Annotated in this window: 13 protein-coding genes; 5 read left to right on the top strand and 8 right to left on the bottom strand. The window is 36.4% G+C overall.

What is annotated here, in order from left to right; all coding sequences use genetic code 11:
* Nucleotides 1-85: 85 nt before the first annotated feature.
* Nucleotides 86-1,279 carry a hypothetical protein gene (locus BUL40_RS08005; protein WP_141239649.1) on the top strand — a complete coding sequence of 398 codons (1,194 nt, stop codon included), beginning with the start codon at nucleotides 86-88 and terminating at the stop codon, nucleotides 1,277-1,279.
* A 76-nt stretch (nucleotides 1,280-1,355) separates the two neighbouring features.
* A complete protein-coding gene (locus tag BUL40_RS08000; protein WP_080318812.1) occupies nucleotides 1,356-2,198 on the top strand; it encodes a DUF2911 domain-containing protein in 843 nt (280 codons plus the stop codon).
* Between the two features lie 51 nt (nucleotides 2,199-2,249).
* Here BUL40_RS08000 and BUL40_RS07995 read toward each other — a convergent pair whose 3' ends face one another.
* From BUL40_RS07995 to BUL40_RS07965, 7 genes are all read right to left on the bottom strand, one after another.
* The gene (locus tag BUL40_RS07995; protein ID WP_080318811.1) at nucleotides 2,250-3,959 is read right to left on the bottom strand and encodes a sodium:solute symporter; all 1,710 of its coding nucleotides are present in this window, start codon (nucleotides 3,957-3,959) and stop codon (nucleotides 2,250-2,252) included.
* 124 nt (nucleotides 3,960-4,083) lie between these two features.
* On the bottom strand, nucleotides 4,084-6,594 hold the full coding sequence (locus tag BUL40_RS07990) for a PIG-L family deacetylase (RefSeq protein WP_080318810.1): 2,511 nt from the start codon (nucleotides 6,592-6,594) through the stop codon (nucleotides 4,084-4,086).
* 74 nt (nucleotides 6,595-6,668) lie between these two features.
* Nucleotides 6,669-7,223, bottom strand: coding sequence for a mechanosensitive ion channel domain-containing protein (locus tag BUL40_RS07985; RefSeq protein ID WP_010517260.1), 555 nt, complete (start codon nucleotides 7,221-7,223; stop codon nucleotides 6,669-6,671).
* Entirely contained in the window at nucleotides 7,220-8,164 is a 945-nt protein-coding gene (locus BUL40_RS07980; protein ID WP_080318809.1) for a septum formation inhibitor Maf, read from the bottom strand. The genes BUL40_RS07985 and BUL40_RS07980 overlap by 4 nt, the downstream gene beginning before the upstream one ends.
* Before the next feature lie 37 nt (nucleotides 8,165-8,201).
* Nucleotides 8,202-8,798: a Maf family nucleotide pyrophosphatase gene (locus BUL40_RS07975; protein ID WP_080318808.1), complete on the bottom strand. Its 597-nt coding sequence runs from the start codon at nucleotides 8,796-8,798 to the stop codon at nucleotides 8,202-8,204.
* The gene (locus BUL40_RS07970) at nucleotides 8,791-9,318 is read right to left on the bottom strand and encodes a KdsC family phosphatase (RefSeq protein WP_080318807.1); all 528 of its coding nucleotides are present in this window, start codon (nucleotides 9,316-9,318) and stop codon (nucleotides 8,791-8,793) included. Before BUL40_RS07970 ends, BUL40_RS07975 begins: the two co-directional genes overlap by 8 nt.
* The gene (locus BUL40_RS07965) at nucleotides 9,302-10,060 is read right to left on the bottom strand and encodes a Rossmann-like and DUF2520 domain-containing protein (RefSeq protein WP_080318806.1); all 759 of its coding nucleotides are present in this window, start codon (nucleotides 10,058-10,060) and stop codon (nucleotides 9,302-9,304) included. The genes BUL40_RS07970 and BUL40_RS07965 overlap by 17 nt, the downstream gene beginning before the upstream one ends.
* 134 nt (nucleotides 10,061-10,194) lie before the next feature.
* Here BUL40_RS07965 and ccsA point away from each other — a divergent pair, with 134 nt between their 5' ends.
* Both ccsA and BUL40_RS07955 read left to right on the top strand, forming a co-directional pair.
* Nucleotides 10,195-13,383: a cytochrome c biogenesis protein CcsA gene (gene ccsA, locus BUL40_RS07960; protein WP_080318805.1), complete on the top strand. Its 3,189-nt coding sequence runs from the start codon at nucleotides 10,195-10,197 to the stop codon at nucleotides 13,381-13,383.
* 45 nt (nucleotides 13,384-13,428) lie between these two features.
* Nucleotides 13,429-13,980, top strand: a complete 552-nt coding sequence (locus tag BUL40_RS07955) for a hypothetical protein (protein ID WP_080318804.1) — start codon at nucleotides 13,429-13,431, stop codon at nucleotides 13,978-13,980.
* Between the two features lie 3 nt (nucleotides 13,981-13,983).
* Here BUL40_RS07955 and BUL40_RS07950 read toward each other — a convergent pair whose 3' ends face one another.
* The gene (locus tag BUL40_RS07950; RefSeq protein WP_080318803.1) at nucleotides 13,984-15,267 is read right to left on the bottom strand and encodes a M14 family metallopeptidase; all 1,284 of its coding nucleotides are present in this window, start codon (nucleotides 15,265-15,267) and stop codon (nucleotides 13,984-13,986) included.
* A 172-nt stretch (nucleotides 15,268-15,439) separates the two neighbouring features.
* On the opposite strand from BUL40_RS07950, the gene BUL40_RS07945 reads away from it, so the two are divergent.
* Nucleotides 15,440-16,846 (top strand): MATE family efflux transporter, encoded by a 1,407-nt coding sequence (locus BUL40_RS07945; RefSeq protein ID WP_080318802.1) that lies wholly within the window; start codon nucleotides 15,440-15,442, stop codon nucleotides 16,844-16,846.
* Nucleotides 16,847-16,879: the final 33 nt, after the last annotated feature.

The following is a 16,879-nucleotide window of genomic DNA, read 5'->3' as shown; positions in this document are numbered from 1 at the left end:
GAAAGTGTTTAATAAAAAATATAAATAGTTAAACAATTAAGAATTTAATGGATTCGGCTCATAGATAATTCTGTAAATTAGATTTATGAGAAACACGTTGTATGTTCTACTTTTCTTATTTAACTCAAGTTTAATGGCTCAAATACAAATACGGGAATTAGGTATTTTACCTGAGAATTTATTAGAAAGTAGTGGTCTATTAAATATAAATAACCAGATTTATTCTTTTAATGATTCTGGAAATACCACTGTTTTATATGAGTTGGATACGGTTGATGTTTCCATAAAAAATGAAGTTGACCTAACCAACATAGAAACCCAAGATTGGGAAGCTATAACGGCAGATGAAGCAACGGTTTACTTAGCAGATATTGGAAATAATAAAGGGGCTAGGAAAGATTTGGTCATTTATACCGTACCAAGGCAGCAAATTTTGGATAATACGGTAAGTTCTTTTGGCGAAATAAGTTTTTCTTATCCTGATCAAACTGATTTTAGCGGTACTGAAAATAGCGATTTTGATGCGGAAGCTATATTAGCTTCTACCAATCAGCTTTATATTTTTACAAAGCAATGGCAGAGTAATCAAACACGGATTTATAGCATACCCAAAACGGCGGGTTCTTATATTGCGCAAAATATTGGAACCATACAAATTGATGGTTTGGTAACGGATGCCACTTGGCAGCCAGATGCAAACGCCATAGCTGTGGTTGGCTATTCTAACACTTTACAACCATTTTTTGCCTTGATACCTTTTAATGTGGAGTCAATTGATGGTGTTACCATTAAAAAATATGATTTACCCATTGGTTTGGCCCAGGTTGAAGGTATAACCGCAATTGGCCAAAACCAATTTTTAATCTCTTGTGAAAAATTCACCAATCCACCTTTTATCAAAAGTCCAGCTAGGTTGTTCCTGTTAAAAATTCCTGAAGATGAAACCGATGCGGGTAGTACCAATTCAGATACCGATAATAATAACGACGAGAACAATGAAGAGGAAGATATTCCAAATCTCGATAGCGAAGATGTACCGTTAGATGTTTTACTTTATTTAGAAAAGGAAAGTGATTTCTTAAGTTTTAAGTTTACCGATGAGACTTCTATTTTGGGTGCAAAAATATTTGATGTAACGGGAAAACAAATACTCTCATTTACTCCTCAACAAATTTTAGATAAACAGTTTAATATAAGTACATTGAGTTCTTCTATTTATCATATTTCTTTTTTTACTAATGGCAGAACGTTGGTAAAGCCATTCTATAAAACGCAATAAGGTATTTAAGTTTTTATTAACGTTTAAGGCAGTGCTTTATCTCTAGTTTTGTTTTAAAACTAAAATATACTAGAACATGAAAAAACTAGCTTTATTAGGATTGGCATTCGCTTTATCATTTGGTGCAATGGCCCAGATACAAACACCACAGCCAAGCCCAAGCTCAACATTGACCCAAAAAGTGGGTCTAACAGACGTTACAGTAGAATATTCTAGACCTTCCATGAGAGGCAGAACTATTTTTGGTGACTTAGTACCTTATGGAAAATTATGGAGAACAGGTGCCAACCAAAATACCATTATTACATTTAGTGATGATGTTAAAGTAGGCGGTAAAGATCTTAAGGCTGGTTCTTATGCGGTATTTACAAAACCCGGTGAAGCAGTTTGGGAAGTAATTTTTTATGCAGATACCAATAATTGGGGTACACCACAAAATTGGGATGCTAGTAAGGTAGCCGCAACGGTAAAAACAGAAGTATATCCTGTAGAGATGCCTATTGAAACGTTTACCATTACCATTGATGATATTACCAATAATGATGCACTTTTTGGTATCCTTTGGGAAAAAGTATATGTAGGGGTAAAGTTTGAGGTGCCAACCCAACAGAAAGCCATGAAGAGCATTGAAGCTGCAATGGCTGGTCCAAGTGGAAATGACTATTATGCTGCCGCTTCGTATTATTTTGAAGAGGGACAAGACATTGCTAAAGCAAAAGAATGGATAGATAAGGCCGTAGCTGCCAATCCAAATGCATTTTGGATGATGCGTAAGCAATCTTTAATATATGCCAAGTCTGGCGATAAAAAAGGTGCAATTGAAGCGGCTAAAAAATCATTAGCTGCTGCTGAAGCTGCTGGAAATGCAGATTACGTAAAGATGAATAAAGATTCTTTAGCAGAGTGGGGAGCTAAATAAATTTCTATGAAACCCAAAGAAAAATTAACCCCGAATAGATTCGGGGTTTTTTTATATCCGTATTGGATTATTGTTTTTTAAGACACGATCTAAGGTCTCTAATAGTAGTGCAAATAAAATAACCAAAGCACACCCAAAAGCATTAAGCCATAAATAAGACATCCAATTCTGGTACCAGCCTACAATAACAATAATTTGGGTAATTATGGCCGCCATAAAAACGGCGTTTCCTTTTACAAATTTTATAAAAAACGCTAGCAAGAAAATCCCCAAAACGTTGCCATAAAAAATAGAGCCAATAATATTAACCAGCTGTATTAAATTATCAAAAAGGCTGGCAATATTTGCTATGAGAATAGCCACGATACCCCAAACTAAGGTGAAAATTTTGGTGGCCTTAACTTCTTGTTTGGCAGAAATCGGCTGTGTTTTATTTCGTTTATAAAGGTCTAATGCACTAATGGTTCCTAAGGCATTTAATTCCGAAGCCGTAGAAGACATTGCCGCAGATAAGATTACGGCCAAAAGTAGACCTATGAATCCCCTTGGTAAATTATTAAGGATAAAGTGAATAAATACATAATCCTTATCATTGGTTTCTACAGTAGGATCTGCTTCTTCAATAAGAATTCTTGCGGCCGCCCTGTTCTGTTCCTCGTGCTGGTTAACTGCCCTTAAATTGATTTTAGCTTGTTCAATTGCGTCATAATCTTTTAATTTAAGTGCGCTAACAAAGGCATTTTGCGCCGTACGTTTATCGGTTTCCGTATCACGATGTTCCGCTTCTAAAGCATTAAAATCCGAAGCTAAACTAGAGGCCTCAATGGCCATCTTGGCAGCTGGATTAAAATGTAAGGGTGCGGCATTGTATTGGTAAAATACAAAGACCATTACACCTACCAAGAGAATAAAAAACTGCATTGGTATTTTTAACAGTGCATTGAATATTAAACCCAACTGGCTCTCCCTAACACTTTTACCTGATAGATAGCGCTGCACCTGACTTTGATCGGTACCAAAATATGCCAGCATTAAGAAAAAACCTCCTGTGATACCACTCCAAAAGGTGTATCTGTTTTGCGTGTCTAATTCAAAATTTAGAATATTCAATTTATCATTGGCCCCAGCAATTTTTAGTGCTTCGCTAAAAGTTACGTCTGCCGGTAGGCTTCCTAAAATAAAAAAGAACGCAAAAAACATACCTACCATTATAACAAACATTTGTTGTTTTTGGGTAATATTCACTGCTTTGGTACCACCAGATACCGTATAAAGAATAACAAGAATACCAATAATAATGTTTAGCGTACTAAGGTCCCAACCCAGTACGGCAGATAGGATAATAGAAGGAGCAAAAATGGTTATACCAGCGGCGAGACCACGTTGTATCAAGAATAAGATAGCGGTTAATGTTCTAGTTTTTAAATCAAATCTATTTTCTAACATTTCATAGGCCGTATAAACTTTTAACCTATGATAGATAGGAATAAAAACCATACAGATTACAATCATGGCCATGGGTAAACCAAAATAGAATTGAACAAAGCCCATACCATCATGAAAAGCTTGGCCAGGCGTGGATAAAAAGGTAATAGCACTTGCTTGGGTAGCCATTACAGACAAACCAATTGTCCACCATTTAGTGTCTTTGCCACCTTTTACGTAATCTTCTACATCATTACTATTACGTGTTTTATAAATACCAAAGCCAACAATAAAGAGTAGGGTAGTAGCAAGAACTAGCCAATCTAATAATTCCATCAATTAGTTGTTTGCGTTCATTAAATACACAAAGTATAAAATATAGACTATGTTAAGTACCAGTACAAGCGTATACTCTTTTTTCCAAACGTATGTATTCTTTTGTTTTGGATGCTCTTTCATCTTACTCCTTACCTTTGCCTAAAGATAGCATATTAGCAAACAACTTATAAGCGCCTGGTACCCCAGCAGGTAATTCCCTAAAAAAGCTTAATCCAGTATAAACATAGTAGCCCTTACCATATTTAGCAACCAAAAGGCTGCCTTGGGTAAGTGCTTCCCCAGTATCATTCATGCCCAAAATAGGAGTAAATTCTTTGCTCCATTCGTTTGGAAAATAAAGTCCTCTTTCTTGTATCCAATTATTAAAATCTGCTTGCAGAATTTTATTTGGTTTGTTGAGGACGGGATGTTCTGGATTTAAAAATCGAACCGCTGCATTTTCATCTGTAACACGGTCCCTAGATATGGTTATGGGGTAGGGGGCAATATTTTCAAATTGAGAAGCCCATCTATTAGCAGTGTTATATTGAACGATCATAGTACCACCATTGGCCACATATTCTAGTAAAATTCCCTGTTTAAATTTAAGGTCGTTTAGAACATTGTATGCACGTATGCCCATTACAATACCATCAAACTGTGCCAAGTCTGAAGCATTTTCAATATTTTCCAAAGCTAGGATATTCACGTTATACCCTATTTGAGTAAGACTTTGCGGTACGTTGTCTCCAGCGCCCACTATATAACCTATATTTTCGCCTTCTTTTTTAATATCTAAGCGTACAACCTTACTTTGAGCCGGTAGTAAAACCGATTGCTTTGGAATATGGTCGTAGTCTATTTCTGTTAGGCTTTGATTATAGGTTTGGCCACTTGCGGTAAGAACAGGAGTTAATTCTCCAACACTTTCATTTATGGTAGGCGTTACCGTGAATTGCAGACTAACAGCTTCACCCTTTTGCGAAATTGTAAAGTCTTGAGCCGCACTAACGAGCCAACCTTTAGGCGCATTCAAAGCGATAGTACCATTTAGATTGTCTTTACCAGCTTTGATAAATACGGTAACTTCTTGGGGATTTTTATCAGCAAATAAAATAACTTCATCTTTAAAAGATGCCGTAGCAACAGGCAAGACTACAAAGGGTTCGTATTGCTCTCCTTTATCCGGTTTAGAAAAATGATATACTACTGGTTTTTCAATGGTTAAATCTGTACCATTAATAGATAGATCAAAGTAGGCTTTTAAGGCGGTTGGTGTTTCCGGCTTACCAATTAATTCTTGGTCGTTAACCTTATACATACCAAGGCTGCCCTTGCTAAGTAACCAATATGGTGCGGTATATTTAGAATTATTAGGTAAGGAAACCTCTATTTCAAAGGTTTTTTTCTGATTATTATCTAGCGAAACACTGGTGTTTAGATTAGCCAAATTTTGGTTTACGGAAATTGCATTCAACTTTGCATTAATTGAACTTCTGTTAACAGCTTCTAGATAAACTTTTACCGTACTACCCGGGCTAGCAGAACCTTGCTGTGTACCCGCTTCTAGGTAAATGCCAGAACAGGCCAAGATTACATTTTCTAATTCTTTAAGCTTGCGTTCTCTCCAAAATGCGTCTTCCACATTTTGTAGTAATTTATACGCCTGTAAAAGTTCTGGGATATGTACACTAGGGTTGGTAAAATTAAAATCTGCTTCTATTTTATTTAAAATCTCACCTATTGCTTTGCCGCCTTTAACCCTTGTCCATGTGGTATTGATTCCTTCAAAAATGTCATTATTGTTCTTAGGTTTTGAACCTTTCAAAAATTCAACATATTCCGTTTCTGAACCTCTAGAACCCATTTGCCCAAAACCTTGGCAAAGGTGTTGACTACGAGAAGCAGCAGCTATTTCATTATTGCTGAGTCCTAACTCAGGATAAAATACGCCAATATCCATTCCAATAAGATTGCTTTTATCGGCTTCTTCAAATTTTTCCCTAGATCCGTAAAACCACCAAGATGTATTGAAAAATAATCGTTTTGGTGTCCATGGTTGGGTATAGCGTAGTTGCTCTGGGTATTTAGTTTCGTCTTTGGCAAGGTCAAAGGCCTCTACACTTAACATAGCCGATCCGGTATGGTGACCGTGTGTAGAACCAGGTGTTCTATGGTCAAAACGGTTTATAATTACATCTGGTCTTAATTTTCTAATAGTCCAAACTACGTCTCCCAATACTTCTTCTTTGTTCCAGATATCAAAAGTTTCGTCTGGATGTTTAGAAAAACCAAAATCTACCGCCCTTGTAAAACGTTGATAGCCACCGTCTACATTTCTAGCCGCTAACAATTCTTGGGTACGTAATACGCCCAGCAATTCTTTAAACTCGGTTCCTATAAGGTTTTGCCCCCCATCTCCTCTGGTGATGGATAAATAGGTGGTGTGGGCTTTTACTTCATTAGCTAAATAGGAAATTAATCTAGTATTTTCATCATCTGGATGCGCGGCAACAAAGAGTACATTACCTAGAAAATTAAGCTTTTGAATTTCGTTATGTATTTCAGATGAAGATAACTTTTTGGGCTGCTGTGCCTTAAGTGTAATTGTAGACAATACCAAACAGCAGAATAATAGCTTGTATAATTGCATTTTGGGTTGGTTTGTTAACTTCAAATATAGGGACATACGAGGCAGGGATTATGCTTTTAGAGTTTCTTTAACAACTAAAAGTGCTGTTCTAGGTCTTCATCTGTGGCAACTTGTTTCTGTATTAAAACCACGCCTTTTTGAAGGATTAAATTATTGGGGTAGGTAAGTAATTCTCCCGTATCTTCCTTTATAAGAATCATACTAAAAGCTTGTATATCTGCAATAATGGCTTCTTCTGGAAAATCTTTATCCTGTATTCGTATACGGTCTCCTATTTTATAAGGGAAATAAAAAAACAAAATTATACCGGCGGTAACATTGCTAAGAATAGACCAGTTGGCAAATAAGGCAACACCCAACACCGCAAAAGCGGATGAAATTAAGAAGCCGACTTCTTTAAAATTAACACCCCAAATTAATATTAAGGCAACCATTAAAATAATAAATAGACCAAAGCTAACGTACCGCATTACCAAACGGGTACGCATTTGGTTAATATCACTGATTAAACCAATCCGCTTTACGGTTTTTAAGGTTAAAAATCTAATGATGCCAAATAATAATAGGGCTACAAACGAGCCAAATAGCTCGTTTTTATACGTTGAAATGATTGTTTCAAGATTTATCATAGACCTAGACTGTCTCTTAAGCTTGTATAGCTATTGGAATTTTGTTTCCAATACGGGGTTTTTAATTTTCTTATTTGGGTAGCCTTGGATGTCATTTTGCTTGCGTTTTTACCAAAACCACTAATAAAAGTTTCTTCCCATCCATTAATTTCATAGGGAAATTCAGTGTTAAAACTTATGCTTAGTTCCCGTTCATTATCAATGTACTTTATGGTATAAATACTTACCTCACCTTGGTTATCTAATGTAGCTTTTGCTTGCATCGCTTTTACCTCTTTGTGTTTTAACCTAAAGTATTCTAAAGAGGGTAATATTTCTATATTTCCCAAGGGTAGACTTTCAGGATTTATTCTAATAATATTCCAAATTTCGTTTTCTAAATGTGTCTTAGGTAAAACCAGTTGTTGGTCTGCTTCGCTTTCAAAATAACTATGGCTTATTACTTCAAAATCAGCTCTGTTGTTTAATTGTGCATAGACTTGCCCGCACCATTCTTGTGCAGAAAAACTGCTTTTTAATGCATGTTGATTGTTGTACACAGGGTAAAACGTACTGCTCATAATAGAGTAGGGGTAAATTCCCGTTAAATAGTTTTTAGTGGCATTTAGTTTTAAAACTGGAATATTATCTGGATTTCTATTATCTGCCTTTACTTGTTTGCCTTCTAAAAAAGGCTCTGTTACGTAAATTAGGACAGCATTACCCTCCCTAATTTCACCATACCTAGCCTGCTCAAGCCTATAACTGGTAATTTCTGCATCACCAGCATACCAATAGGCTTTAAAATCTTTAGAAAGCGGTTGTTTAGGCGGCAATTCCTTTTTTTCTGCTTGTAAAGTAGTGTCTATTGTATGGACCGCTTTTTTTTCTTCCGAACATTGAATTAAGCATAATCCAATGAATACGGTAGTGCCTTTTTTTAGTATGTTCAAGATTTTCATAGGCTGTATTTTATAAACAAAAGTAATGGGAAGGTACTTATTCTACCATATCCATTAACGTTTTATAAACTAGATGGGTGGGTAACCCTACCACATTGTTATAACTGCCTTTAATTTCTTCTATGCCAATAGCACCAATCCATTCTTGAATGCCATAGGCACCAGCTTTGTCAAATGGTGTGTATTGTTCTACATAGAAACTAATCTCTTCTGGGGTCAATTTTTTTAATTTAACCTCCGTATTTGCATGTACAGTTATTTGTTTTTGGATGGTTGTAAAACAAACGGAAGTAATTACACTATGCCATTGGCCAGATAATTTTTCTAACATTGCAATAGCTTCTTTCTTATTCCCAGCTTTTGCCAAAGACCTGCCATTGCACCACACTACCGTGTCCGAAGTGAGCAGAATTTCATTTTGTGCCAAGTTGGTAAAAGGGGTGGCTTTTAATTGGGCTAGGTAATCTGCAATAGCGGCACCCTCTAGATGTTCTGGGTAAACTTCTTCAACTGATTTTATAGAAATACGAAAAGGAATACCAAGTTCTTCTAGAAATTTTTTACGCCTGGGGGAACCAGAGGCAAGAATTATTGTTTTGTTCTCTAGTTTTTCTACTAATGGATTTTTAATCATTCTCCGCACTAAAATTTAAATTCCAATCTCCCCTAACTTTTAATACTTGTTCTATTATATCCCTGGCGCAACCTTCACCACCATTTTTATGCGAAACATAATCGCAAATGGCTTTTACTTCTGCCACTGCATCTTGTGGGCAGGTTGCCAACTGTACCATTTTCATGGGCGGAATATCCGGTAAATCGTCTCCCATGTATAAGATGTTTTCTTTTTTTAATCCATATACCTCCATAAACTCCTCCATAGGTTCCTCTTTATGGTGGGCACCCATATAAAATGTGGTTATGCCAAGACCTTGTAATCTTTCCTTAACCCCTGCATTGGTACCACCGGTGATGATACAAATATGGTACCCTTTATTTACAGCTGTTTTTAAAGCCAACCCGTCTTTTACGTTCATTTTACGTAATAGTTCTCCAGAGGTAGTAATGGTTACGGTACCATCTGTAAGTACCCCGTCTACATCAAAAACAAATGTGGTAATATCCTTAAGGTATTCTTTATAATTTTTCTTCATAGGTATGTATAATACTCTCGCTTAATAATTGGTATATTTTCTTGTGCAAGGGGTTTTCTAGCTGATCCATGTGAGATTGCATAGTTAATACATCTTTTCTTTTAGCGGGTCCCGTTTGCGCCTCTCTTGGACCAATGTGTTTAATTTTTTCTACGGTCTCTGTAATCAAAGGATGCAAAATAGCAAATGGCACTTTGTTTTCTTGGCAGATAGAACTGGCTATCGTAAATAAATGATTACTAAAATTATTTGCCAGAACGGCCGCCAAGTGTATAGTTTTTCTCTGATCAGAAGAGATTGTATAAACTTTACTAGAAAGTTTTCTGGCCAGTTCTAAAAGAGTTGCTTCTGTTTTGTTATTACTACCTTCAATACAAAACGGAATAGTAGAAAAGTCTACTCTTTTACCCTTTGTAAAGCTTTGCAAAGGATAGAAAACACCGCTATTACTTGTCTTAATATGAGCTAAAGGCGCAGCACCTGAAGTATGGGCAACGATACCATTTTTTTTTAGCAACAATTGGCTTACCGCTTTAATGGTATCATCGTTCACGGCTATTAAATAGACATCTGCATTTAAAATATGGTCTGGCTTATTGGTTACCGCTATATTTTTAAAATAGGATAGAGCCTCGGTGTTTCTTCCATAAACTTGCTTAAGATTAACAGTGTCCAGTGCTGCTAATGCATTATATAGGTGTTGGGCAACATTACCTGTGCCGAGTAGAATTACAGAAAGCATGTTCAAAATTACAAATATAATATGGCAACATTATAACATATGTTAACACATGTTCCGGGTTATTTTATGCTAAACACGCTCAAATATAATGAGTAAAACACCGTATTTTTGCAAGCCAAAGAACAAACCAGAATATGTTAGATACTTTAAAACAAACGCTCTTTTCTACTAGATTAATGGCTCTGTTATTTATACTATTTGCTGCGGCAATGGGTATAGGCACATTTGTAGAGAGTATGTACAGTACGGAAACGGCAAGAATCTACATATATAATGCTACTTGGTTTGAGGCCATAATGGTGTTTTTTGTCATCAATTTTATAGGTAATATTTTTAGATATCGTTTATTAACTTGGAAAAAATGGCCTGTTCTTATCTTACACCTTTCTTGGATTTTAATTATAGTTGGGGCTTTTGTTACCCGATATATAAGTTTTGAGGGGATGATGCCCATTAGGGAAGGGGAGTCTGAAAATGTATTCTATTCGGATAAGACTTATTTAACCGCATTTGTGGATGGTGATATTAACGGCGAAACCAAGCGTAAAATTCTTGAAGACGATATATTGGTAACTCCAGAAGGAAAAAGAAGTAGCTTACCCTGGAAAGGAGATTTTAACGGTACACCCTTTACAATTAGTTATGCTGGTTTTATAGATGGCGCCAAAAAAGGACTGGTACCGGACCCTAATGGCAAGAATTATCTTAAAATTGTGGAAGCGGGAGATGGGCAACGCCATGAACATTATCTGGAGGATGGTAAAATTGCTAGCATCCACAACGTTTTATTTGCATTGAACAAAGAAACAAACGGTGCCATAAATATCTTTTTTGATGGTGATAACTATTCTTTAAAAGCCCCTTTTGAAGGTGATTTTATGCGTATGGCAGACCAATTTAAAGGAGCTGTTGCAAAGGATAGTTTACAGCAACTTCAATTGCGTTCTCTTTACAATATGGCGGGTATGCAATTTGTTATTCCAGAGCCTATGGTAAAAGGTAGCTACGGAGTTGTAGCACTACCAGAAAACGAAATAACCAAAGAGTCTCAAGATGCTTTAATACTAGATGTTACGGTAAACGGGGAAACGGTAAAGAAAAAGATTTTAGGAGGTAAGGGTAGTGTGCCGTTTACCGATAAATTTATGGTAGGAGGTCTTGGTTTTATGCTCAAATATGGCTCTAAAGAACACACCTTGCCCTTTAATGTAAAGTTGAACGATTTTATTGCCGAAAAATACCCAGGTACGGTTAATAGCTACAAATCTTTTATGAGTAAGGTTACCATAGAAGATGAACGCCCTTTTGATTATGATATTTATATGAACCATATTTTGGACCATCAAGGTTATCGATTTTTTCAGTCTAGTTTTATGCCAGATGAAAAGGGTACCGTTCTAAGTGTTAATCATGACCAATGGGGAACTTGGATTACGTATATAGGATACTTTCTACTCTATTTAGGATTAATGGGTATTATGTTTTTTGGCAAATCCAGGTTTAGGGACCTAACGGCTAGTTTGGAAAAATTAAGTAAAAAAAGAAAGGGAATGGCCACGTTGATTTTATTATTAATGGCCGGGCCTACTTTTGCACAACAAGGAGAAAGCCATGAAGGGCACAATCAATTACCAACGGCTGCCCAAGTAGACTCTGTAATAGCTGCAACTACCGTAACCGAAGAACATGCCGATAAATTTGGAGCACTGGTAATTCAGGATGAAGGAGGGCGAATGAAACCCTTGCATACGTTTACATCTGAATTATTACGAAAATTAAGTGGTAAGGATAAGTATAACGGTTTAAACTCGGATCAGGTTTTTATTTCGATGATGTTAAACCCTTCGGCTTGGTATAATGTAGAATTTATTAATCTAGGTGAAATACAAAACGATAGTATAAGAGAAATAATTGGAGTTCCCTCCACTCAGAAAAGAGTAAAGGCTACAGATTTTTTTGATGCTACGGGCATGTACAAACTAAGGCCATATTTAGAAGAAGCCACTTCTACCACCAATCCAAATAAATTTCAGAAAGACTTTACTAAAGCCCATGAACGTTTTGGATTACTCAACACGGCATTAAGTGGTCAAATTTTAAAGATTTTTCCGTTGTTGAATGATGAAAATAACAAGTGGATATCTACTATAGAATTTAGGTCTGGCCAACATCAAGTTCAAGATTCGCTTTATGCCAATTTTATGCAAAATTCGGTCCCTTATTACTTGAACAGTGTACAAGCAGCTATTAAAACGGGAGATTACAGTACTGCCGATCGGTTGCTAGATGCTTTTAAGCAAAATCAAGAAAATCACGGATCGGAGGTTTTACCGTCAGACGAGAAAATAAAGACAGAGATTCTGTATAACAAGCTAGATATATTTAATAGACTTTATAAGTATTATGCCCTGATTGGTATTTTATACTTTTTGGTGTTAATATTTAGAATTTTTAAAGAAAGGGAAATCTGGAAAGCGGCTTCCTATTTATTTAAGGGTGTACTTATTATCTTCTTTTTATGGCACACAGCTGGTCTAGTTCTCAGATGGTATATTTCTGGTCACGCACCTTGGAGCGATGCTTATGAAAGTATTCTTTACGTTTCTTGGGCCACTATGGGAATGGGACTTTTGTTAGGAACACGCAAAAGTGAACTTACCTTAGCCTCTAGTGCTTTTGTAACATCTATGTTATTATGGATAGCGCATCAAAGCTGGGTGGATCCTGCAATAGCAAATCTTGTTCCTGTATTGGATAGTTATTGGTTAATGATACATGTTGCCGTTATAGTAGGTAGTTATGGACCTTTAACCGTAGGTATGATTTTAGGGGTTACAGCCATGATTTTAATTTTGCTTACTACTAAAAAGAACTATAAGCGAATGGAGCATAACCTTAAGGAATTAACGGTGATCAATGAACTCTCTTTAACTGTTGGTTTGGTTATGTTAACTATTGGTAACTTTTTAGGCGGCCAGTGGGCCAACGAAAGTTGGGGTAGGTATTGGGGTTGGGATCCAAAAGAGACTTGGGCGTTAATTTCAATTATGATCTATGCTTTTGTACTACATATGCGTTTGGTGCCCGGCCTAAGAGGTAAGTGGATTTTTAATTTCTTTAGTGTTATAGCCTTTGCCAGTATTATGATGACCTATTTTGGCGTAAATTTTTACTTAGTAGGCTTACATAGTTATGCTAGCGGGGACCAAGTTATTACACCATCTTTTGTTTGGTACTCAGTATTGGGGGTTTTTATTCTGGGAGGTCTTAGCTATTATAAACACAAAAAGTTTTATAGCAAAAATACAGCTACAGTTTCCTAGCAAAAAAGAATGTTTTTTTAAGGATTTTCTTTTTACTTTTCAAGTATGAAGAACAAGCTAAGTACCAATACGTTACTAAGTTTAACCGCTATGATGGTTAGCGTACTAACCTTGGTTATATTTATTTACCAAACCAGTTTAATGCGTAAGCAAAACTACTTGTCTATTTTACCATATGTTCAATTTGCAGAGCGTAACCACCCCAATAGTAAGATTTACGAACTAAGTTTAAAAAACCACGGTGTAGGTCCGGCAATTTTAGAAAGTGTGCAGATGATCTATCATGGCAAAGTAGAGAATTTAACTAGCTACAACAATGAATTGTTGTCTTACCTAAAGCAAAAACGACCAGCATTAGATAGTTTGGCCAATTATACCTATGCTACCTTGGACCCTGGAATTGCCCTACCTGCAAACGAAGTTTACACTTTCTTAAAAGTGGAGGGTAGTGAAAAGGATTGTAAGCTTATAGCCAATACCATTGAAAGTTTGTTGCAAGATGGCTTGGAGTATAAACTTATCTATAAATCCATACAAGACGAGCGTTGGCAAATTAAAAGTAATAGCCCTACCAATAGCCCAGAAAAATTACATTAATAGTTAAGGATATTTTGCTAACAAGAGTAGCATTAGTTCTTCTGCGGCAACTTTGCCTTTTTCTTTTAAAAACGGTCTTGGCGTATTGTCTCCCAATTCAAAAACAATGGCTGGCATTTTATGCTTTACATAAAAATAAGTTCTAGAAACCATAGTTGGGTCAAGGCTGGTAGATGGCTTAATATTGGTTTGTTTTTGTGGTAACCGATTGGAAATATTCTGTATCCAATCAAAAACGATTTTTCCTTTTTCTCCAGTAACGGTAGTATCTAATGGATAATAAATATCATCCCAAGTAGAATGAAAATCAGCTCCAAAAACAAACTCATAACCTTCTTGGCTTTTTTGCTCTAAAAAGTTTTTAACCGCTCTAGTTTCTGGCTGGTTAAAATTTTGCCAATCCCTATTCAAATCAATGCCCCCCATGTTGTGTCGCCAGTGCCCGTTGTCTACCCCATCGGGATTCATCAAGGGAACAGAAAAAACAGTAAACTTTTGCCTAAACTTTTTGGCAAGTTCAGACGGTCCATTGATTGTTTCGGTAAACGATTTCATTGCTAAAAAACCAGTCACCTCCGGGGGGTGCTGCCTAGAAATAATCATCAAGGCTTTTTTACTATTACCTTCGTTTGTTTTCAACAATTGTAGCGGTCTTTTCTCTGTACTGTAACCAATTATTTTAGATGTGTTATAGGTAAGTTGAGCAAGGCTATCTACCCATAGTTTTACTCTTTTAGACGTATACAACTCTTGTGCGCTTACCCATGTTGTATCTGGGCCTATGGCAAGTTTAATTTCTATTTGTTCTGGGGCCGCATTAATACCAAAATCACCCTTACCCGGATTAATTTCTTCGTAAAAAATGCTATCTATGGGTTTAAAATTTAACCCGTCAGTACTTATTTTAGGATAATACCGGCTTCTAATGTCTTGGTACGTAAATCTAATACTAATAACCTTTTTGGTTTTGCTCCATACTTTAAAGGCATACCAAGGGCTCACGTTAATAGGGGTATTCTCTGCGGTTATCCAGAGTGTATAGTGGTCATTAGCATCATGTACGATTCCATTTAGTCTTCCCCCATCAAAATTATTATCAAAAAAAACAGTGCTATCGTTTAGTGCCCAAGTTCCTTTCCACTGCTTTTGTATGGGTTTACTATTGGTAGGTACAACAGGAGATTTACCTTGACCTTGATACCCTTTGGTAGCGGTTTGGGTAACTGGTGCAGAATTTTTACAAGAAACAATGAAAATAAGGAGGAATAAAAACTTTAAATAATTCATTTTATGGATTTGATCAATGGAATTACGTAACGAATTAAAAAAAAATGCATCTTTGCAGCACTATGAAGTTATAGAAATTATACAATCCGTAATAATTCAGTTGTAAATACACGCAATGTGCATTTGTGGTGGTTTGCATTTACTTATTCTTTTATTCTTAATTCTATAACACGTGAAATCTTCAAACAATACACTACACTCATTTTTTAAAACTTTTTTAGCAGCTATTTCTGGTAAGGAATCAGATTTTACCAACGGCAGTATCAAAAAGGCCATCTTTCTATTAGCTATTCCTATGATTTTGGAAATGATGATGGAAAGTATTTTTGCTATTGTAGACATAGCTTACGTTTCTAAAGTAAGCGTTAATGCAGTAGCAACAATTGGTTTAACGGAATCTGTGATAACGCTGATATATGCACTTGCCATTGGTCTTAGCATGGCAGCTACCGCAATTGTTGCCAGAAGGGTGGGAGAGAAAAATATAGAAGCTGCCAAAAAGTCTGCGGCTCAGGCTATTATACTAGGCACCGCTATTGCAATTACGTTAGGAGTAATCGGTTATTACTATAACCAAGATATTCTTAGATTAATGGGGGCAGAACCAGAGGTGATTTTGGAAGGAGCTGGCTATACAAAATGGCTCCTAACGGGCAACATCACCATTATGCTTCTATTTCTTATCAACGCAATTTTTAGAGGTGCAGGCGATGCCAGTATGGCTATGTGGACGTTGGTCTTATCCAACGGATTAAATATACTATTAGACCCTATTTTTATTTTTGGATGGGGCCCAATTCCACAGTACGGTGTAACTGGGGCGGCAATGGCTACCAACATTGGTAGGGGTAGTGCTGTGCTTTTTCAACTAGTAATTTTATTCTTTGGTTGGGGCAAGATTAAATTGGCTATAACTGATCTGGGTATAAACCTTAAATTGATGTTCAATTTAGTTAAAGTTTCACTGGGTGGTATTGCTCAGTTTTTAATTGGTACCACTAGTTGGGTTTTTTTAATGCGAATCATGTCAGAATTTGGCAGTGAGGTTTTGGCAGGTTATACAATTGCCATAAGAGTAATGATGTTTACATTAATGCCTTCTTGGGGTATGAGTAATGCTGCGGCAACTTTGGTAGGACAGAATTTAGGTGCTAAAAAAGCAGAAAGGGCAGAGCGTTCGGTTTGGATTACGGGAAAATACAATGCCTTTTTTATGGGGTTGGTTTCTTTGGTTTATCTCTTTTTTTCAGAAACCATATTAAGATGGTTCAATACCAATTCGGTAGTTGTAGAAAACGGTTCACTTTGTTTAAAAGTTATGGCAGCAGGTTATGTTTTTTATGCCTACGGCATGGTTATGACCCAAGCATTCAATGGTGCAGGAGATACCCAGACCCCAACAAGAATAAACTTGTTTGCTTTTTGGCTTTTTCAATTGCCTTTAGCCTACGTCCTGGCTTTATGGCTAGGTTTTGGTCCTGTTGGCGTTTTTATGGCAATTACCTTAGCAGAGGTGCTTTTGGTAATATTGGCTTTTTATTGGTTTAAGAAAGGTACTTGGAAAACAGTTCAAGTTTAATGCTTTTTGTATTTTTAAGCTTGTTTTAAAAAT

Origin of the sequence: Croceivirga radicis (assembly GCF_002072105.2) — a bacterium.
GTDB classification, from domain to species: Bacteria; Bacteroidota; Bacteroidia; order Flavobacteriales; family Flavobacteriaceae; genus Croceivirga; species Croceivirga radicis.
Note: the sequence above shows the minus strand (reverse complement) of the source record. Positions and strands in the feature narration are given on the sequence as shown.

What these genes read in the sequence shown, in the direction of transcription:
- BUL40_RS07965 (WP_080318806.1), bottom strand. Translation starts at nt 10,060, where the DNA reads ATGCTTTCTGTAATTCTACTCGGCACAGGTAATGTTGCCCAACACCTA.
- BUL40_RS07970 (WP_080318807.1), bottom strand. Translation starts at nt 9,318, where the DNA reads ATGAAGAAAAATTATAAAGAATACCTTAAGGATATTACCACATTTGTT.
- BUL40_RS08000 (WP_080318812.1), top strand. Translation starts at nt 1,356, where the DNA reads ATGAAAAAACTAGCTTTATTAGGATTGGCATTCGCTTTATCATTTGGT.
- BUL40_RS07980 (WP_080318809.1), bottom strand. Translation starts at nt 8,164, where the DNA reads ATGAAAATCTTGAACATACTAAAAAAAGGCACTACCGTATTCATTGGA.
- BUL40_RS08005 (WP_141239649.1), top strand. Translation starts at nt 86, where the DNA reads ATGAGAAACACGTTGTATGTTCTACTTTTCTTATTTAACTCAAGTTTA.
- ccsA (WP_080318805.1), top strand. Translation starts at nt 10,195, where the DNA reads ATGTTAGATACTTTAAAACAAACGCTCTTTTCTACTAGATTAATGGCT.
- BUL40_RS07990 (WP_080318810.1), bottom strand. Translation starts at nt 6,594, where the DNA reads ATGCAATTATACAAGCTATTATTCTGCTGTTTGGTATTGTCTACAATT.
- BUL40_RS07955 (WP_080318804.1), top strand. Translation starts at nt 13,429, where the DNA reads ATGAAGAACAAGCTAAGTACCAATACGTTACTAAGTTTAACCGCTATG.
- BUL40_RS07995 (WP_080318811.1), bottom strand. Translation starts at nt 3,959, where the DNA reads ATGGAATTATTAGATTGGCTAGTTCTTGCTACTACCCTACTCTTTATT.
- BUL40_RS07985 (WP_010517260.1), bottom strand. Translation starts at nt 7,223, where the DNA reads ATGATAAATCTTGAAACAATCATTTCAACGTATAAAAACGAGCTATTT.
- BUL40_RS07950 (WP_080318803.1), bottom strand. Translation starts at nt 15,267, where the DNA reads ATGAATTATTTAAAGTTTTTATTCCTCCTTATTTTCATTGTTTCTTGT.
- BUL40_RS07975 (WP_080318808.1), bottom strand. Translation starts at nt 8,798, where the DNA reads ATGATTAAAAATCCATTAGTAGAAAAACTAGAGAACAAAACAATAATT.